Origin of the sequence: Pelomicrobium sp. G1 (assembly GCF_051905455.1) — a bacterium.
Taxonomy (GTDB): domain Bacteria; phylum Pseudomonadota; class Gammaproteobacteria; order Burkholderiales; family UBA6910; genus Pelomicrobium.
In genome coordinates, this window is the sequence record NZ_JBQACR010000594.1 from 1 (window position 1) to 237 (window position 237).

A 237-nucleotide genomic window follows, 5' to 3' on the forward strand; every position below is an offset into this window, starting at 1 on the left:
GGTGTCCCACGAGTGGGCCGGGACTGCCTACCTGATGGTGGGCCTCATGGCCCTCGCCGGGATCATCGCCGTCGTGGGTGGGGCCATTTACATCCTGGTGAACGTGTGGTCGGTGTTCTTCGGCAAGCGCATCGAGACCCCGGACTTCACGCGCGTGAGCGCCCGGGAGAGCGCTGCCCCGGCGCCGCAACCGGTGGCAGTGTTGCTGACCGGCCATGGAAGCGCGTGCCATATAGC

General features: G+C 67.5%; 1 pseudogene. It reads left to right on the top strand.

From position 1 onward, the window contains the following. Positions 1 to 237, top strand: a pseudogene (locus tag ACTFO6_RS19765) (hypothetical protein); the annotation flags it as partial.